Origin of the sequence: Burkholderia sp. BDU5 (assembly GCF_001522845.1) — a bacterium.
In the GTDB taxonomy this organism is placed as follows: domain Bacteria; phylum Pseudomonadota; class Gammaproteobacteria; order Burkholderiales; family Burkholderiaceae; genus Burkholderia; species Burkholderia mayonis.
The window spans coordinates 1-3,410 of the sequence record NZ_LOWC01000086.1 but is presented as its reverse complement, the minus strand read 5'-3'; the positions used below and the strand labels follow the sequence as shown (position 1 = coordinate 3,410).

Genomic DNA, 3,410 nt, shown 5'->3' with positions numbered 1-3,410 from the left:
TATGCGTTTGCCGAGCCGGTATCCGTAAGGATGACGCGCTGCTTCGACGCAGCGTTCACTGCCTTCGTGAAATTCGCGAGAAGCGTCGCGGTGGTGCCGTCGTCGACGGCCGGCTGTCCGGTCTGAGCGACGATGAATTGCGCGACGACCGCCGACATGATGCTCGACTGCCGCCACACCTTGTTGAGCTGGATGGATTGCGCCGTGCCGGAGAGGAAGCCGGTCGTGAGTGCAGTCAGCGAGGCGTATGTCGCTTGATCGACTACGTTCGCGCCCGGCCCGGTGGCGAACGTGAGGAAGTCGTTCTGAATTGGCATTGATGCTCCAGAAATAGAAAAGCCGCCCGAAGGCGGCCAGAAAGGCGTATTGGATTACTGCGGGTCGACCCAGACGATCGACTCAACCGCGTCTACGCTCGTCGCCTCGTTGACCTTGTCGGTCAGCGTCACGAGTTGCTGCTGGCACTTGTTGAGCCAGGCCACGAAGCTCGCGACTACCGCCTGCGCCTGCGCCCGCGTGTGCGATTTGAACGACCAAGTGCCGCCCGTCGCGCACCAGAGCAGACCGCCCGTCGAACACTGGGCGGCTGCGTTCTGGTTCGCTTGATCGGTCAGCGTGCTCGGGTAGCTATTTGCCAACCCGAGTGCGTTCGACGAAAAGCCCGACGTGATCGCGTTCGCGCATGCCTGCGTCAGCGTTGCGATCTGCGCGGCCTGCGCTGTGGCAAGCTGTTGCGCGGCGGTCGGCGGCGGAACCTGCGCGAGCGCACCGTTTTGCACGCACCTAGTCCCCTGATTGCCAGTGCAATCGAGCCATTCCGCGTCCGTGATGTCGATCACCCGCGAGCCTTCCGGAGCCGGACTGTCGCTCGTATCGTAGAAGGCAACGATGTTGCCTTTCGCGTCGTATGCTGCTTGTTTTTGGCCCATGATTTCAGTTTCCGATTGCCACGTATTGAACAGCCCCGGCCATTCGCACAGCGCTACCACCGCTCATCTGCCAGTTATTGAAGAGCGCCCCGGTTCTGCTGCTGTTGTATTGCGTCACCATTGAATAGCCATTGTTATTTGGCGTGGATAACACACTTAGACAGGTGTTCGGGAACGCGATCGGCCAAGCAACACTCGTATCTCCGGACGCACTGCTGGTAAAAGCCCCCCACTGGATAATCCAACCGCTCGGCAGCTTTTGATAGCCGTTTAGCGCGATGGACGAGCCGAACGAAGCAGACCACTGAATCGTCCCAGTTCCGCCAGTCGCATATACATAACTTCCAGCACTCCCGACGATCCGAATGGAGTCGCCGGACTGAAGGGTAATGGACGTTATGGCAACGCCAGAGCTACTGATGATCTTGTCGGAGCCACCAGCCACTTGGATCAAGAGCGTTCCGCTGCCCCCGTTCAAAATTTCATATTCAGCGCCATTCGGAATCGTCGCGGCGGCGGGAAGGGTCCATACGCCACCCGACACGCTGTAATATTGCAGCGTCTGTCCGCATTGAGCGAGAGTGAGCGTCTGATTCGTATTTGTCGAGCTGATCGCCTGACGGTTGCCGAGCGCACGCTGCGCAAACGCCGTCGTCGCCAGCTTCGTGCTGTTGTCGAACTGCGGGGCCGTGATGCCCGCCGCGTTGATCGCGGCCTGCAGGTTCGCCAACAGCGTTGCCGTGGTACCGTCGTCGACGGAATTCTGCCCCGAGAAGTTGGCGGTGAACTGCGCCAGCACGGCCGACATAATCGAGCTCTGCCGTAGGACCTTGTTGACCTGCACGGACTGCGCCGTACCGGACTGGAAGCCAGTCAGGAGAGCAGCAAGCGCGATGTAATCGGCTTGCGCCATTACGTTCGCGTTCGGGCCGGCTGCAAATGCCTTGAAATCACTCGTACCCATCAATGCTCCATGCATTAAAAAGTGCCGCCCGAAGGCGGCTCGTTTCGAAACTGAAAGAGGGTTATGTCGGACGTCCCCACGCCCCGACATCGAAGCCCGAGACGTATGCGTTCTCCATGTCGAAGCCGAACAGCGGTGCGCCGTCGACGGTCGTGACGATCGTGTAGTTGACGTGCACGCCTTCGGGCTTCAGCGGGATGTAGCCGCCTGCGAGCAGCGCGAGGAACACTGCGGACGGAACCTTTCCGGAGATCCCGATCGTCATCGACATGTCCTGGTGGTCCTCGATGAACACGTGCGTGCCCGAGCCGAAGATGCTGTTCAGGATTGCCGCGCTCGATGCGAGCGTTCCGTCCCAGTGGTTCGCGCCGATCTTGGCGCGGATGACCAGCCGGTACGTGTCGTCGTCTAGGACGGTCAGTCCGGTGTCGGGATCGAACGGGCCTTTCCAGATCCCCTGATCAAAGCCGAGCCCCGCGATGTCGAACGAAAAGTAGATCCCGGTCAGCGGCGTGCGGATGCGCCGCGACACGCCCACCCACTGGCCGACCGCGTCCAGCTGATCGCCGACGGCGACGTCCAGGTCGAACTTGCCGGGCATGCTCGCGAGCAAATTCATCTGGTCGACGAGCGGCTGCACGACGGCGGCCACGGTCGCCGCGAATCGCGGCTTGTCGCGGTGCTCCGATGTGATCAGCGAGGTGTAATCGTTCAGGTCAGGCATCAGGTCACCACCAGAGTCACGCTGGCGGGCGTGCAGGACGCCGCTTCGTTGAACTGCAACCCGTAGTCGGGCGTACCCGCGCCGCGCGCCCCGCTCAGCGTCAGCCCGGACAACTTGAACGTCACGCCGCCGCCGACGCCGTTCGCCGCGGTAAGCGCATCGCCCCACTCTACGCTGCCGGACAGGCCGCCGCCGATCTGCACGCCGTTCACGTAGTCCGACACTGCCTGCTGGATCTGCTGCCCGGTCTGGGTCGTGTACCCCGCGAGCGCCTTGAGCGTGACGGTGGCCGTAATTGGCGCCGCCGTCGGACGGAAGAAGCGAATCGTGATCGGACGGCCGTAGATGTCCGTGACGACGATCGCCGTCGTGCCGTAGGTGCCGGCGCCTGGCGTCTTCTTCGACGCGATGGCGTTGGCGATCGCCGTCGCGTCTCCGCCCTCGACCACGAGCGAGATCGAGTGCGACGGGATGCCATTCGCGTCCGTCGCGCTGGTGTCGTTTTCGTAGGCGACATACCGCGTGACGCCCGCGACGTTCGCCACCGCGCCAATGATCCCGTCGAGAACCGTCAATGACGGGAGCGCCGTCGAAACCGTCTGGCGCTGGCGGAGCGCGGCGTCGGCTTCGACGGGCGCGCCCGCAGCCGCGTCCGCTGGGTTCGTCACCGTCTGCCAACCTAACGCCGGCGTCGCGATCTGGTTGATCGTGCCCGCGCGAGCGGACACGTCGCCGATCGTCGCGCACGTCGCCGTGACGGTGATCGTGCCGCTCGGCGGGATCGTCACGGTCG

At 62.9% G+C, this 3,410-nt stretch carries 4 protein-coding genes and 1 pseudogene; all 5 read right to left on the bottom strand.

Features of this window, described 5'->3' with window-relative positions; all coding sequences use genetic code 11:
* Positions 1 to 317, bottom strand: a pseudogene (locus WS69_RS14990) (hypothetical protein); the annotation flags it as partial.
* Positions 318 to 371: 54 nt separating this feature from the next.
* Complete coding sequence (locus WS69_RS14985; protein ID WP_059471538.1) at positions 372 to 929, bottom strand: DUF4376 domain-containing protein; 558 nt, start codon at positions 927 to 929, stop codon at positions 372 to 374.
* A gap of 4 nt (positions 930 to 933) precedes the next feature.
* Positions 934 to 1,893 (bottom strand): gp53-like domain-containing protein, encoded by a 960-nt coding sequence (locus WS69_RS34160; RefSeq protein WP_197419263.1) that lies wholly within the window; start codon positions 1,891 to 1,893, stop codon positions 934 to 936.
* 61 nt (positions 1,894 to 1,954) lie between these two features.
* On the bottom strand, positions 1,955 to 2,617 hold the full coding sequence (locus tag WS69_RS14975) for a DUF2612 domain-containing protein (RefSeq protein WP_059471536.1): 663 nt from the start codon (positions 2,615 to 2,617) through the stop codon (positions 1,955 to 1,957).
* A partial coding sequence (locus WS69_RS14970) for a hypothetical protein (protein ID WP_059471535.1) occupies positions 2,617 to 3,410 on the bottom strand: 794 nt, incomplete at its 5' end. The genes WS69_RS14970 and WS69_RS14975, both read right to left, overlap by 1 nt.

Coding starts and splice junctions, on each gene's coding strand:
- WS69_RS14975 (WP_059471536.1), bottom strand. CDS start 2,617: ATGCCTGACCTGAACGATTACACCTCGCTGATCACATCGGAGCACCGC.
- WS69_RS14985 (WP_059471538.1), bottom strand. CDS start 929: ATGGGCCAAAAACAAGCAGCATACGACGCGAAAGGCAACATCGTTGCC.
- WS69_RS34160 (WP_197419263.1), bottom strand. CDS start 1,893: ATGGGTACGAGTGATTTCAAGGCATTTGCAGCCGGCCCGAACGCGAAC.